1 protein-coding gene is annotated in these 567 nt (G+C 39.7%); it reads left to right on the top strand.

All coding sequences use genetic code 11. The features are described from left to right. The first annotated feature begins 133 nt into the window (after window positions 1–133). A complete protein-coding gene (locus CXF62_RS01465) occupies window positions 134–454 on the top strand; it encodes a hypothetical protein (protein WP_228153126.1) in 321 nt (106 codons plus the stop codon). Window positions 455–567 lie beyond the last annotated feature (113 nt).

Genomic DNA, 567 nt, shown 5'->3' with positions numbered 1-567 from the left:
ATGCGTGTGTGGGTGCAGAAGCGCTTGGATGCTCAGGATGGGTACTTTGTGGAAGATATAAGCATTAAGCTTCAAAGCGAGCTTTATGAGCTATTACCGCACTCTGATTATGGCAGCTACTGAGGAGAGTATGATGAGTGTGAAACTTCAGCCGAATATGACGCATAGCCCATATGATATCAAAATATGTGAGGATTACTGGGCATATGATAATCAGAGCGGCTTTATTAAACATGTGAAGACGCTTTGTGAGAAATATGAGGTAAGTCCTCAAGTATTCTTTGAGACAGTCGCTCAGTGTTATGCCTACTTAGACGATGTTGTGTGTGAATACTGCGGCTATGCTTGTCCAATTGAAGTACCTGCTGATATTCGTTATATGCGTGCCAAAAATAGTTGGTTATGCATAATATGTGAGCATGCTTTATGGCGGACAGATCAAGCAAACAAATGAGCATTAACCATCAAAAAAGCCAGACAGCTTAAGTTGTCTGGCCTTTCTAGTATCTAGTATCTAGTATCTAGTATCTAGTATCTAGTATACACAGTCTAAATTTAGTATTTTAA

This window comes from Psychrobacter sp. MES7-P7E, assembly GCF_002863645.1.
Classification (GTDB): Bacteria; Pseudomonadota; Gammaproteobacteria; order Pseudomonadales; family Moraxellaceae; genus Psychrobacter.
This window is presented reverse-complemented; position numbering and strand designations above follow the sequence as displayed.

Excerpts from the sequence above, each read along its gene's own strand:
- CXF62_RS01465 (WP_228153126.1), top strand. The coding sequence starts at position 134 with ATGAGTGTGAAACTTCAGCCGAATATGACGCATAGCCCATATGATATC.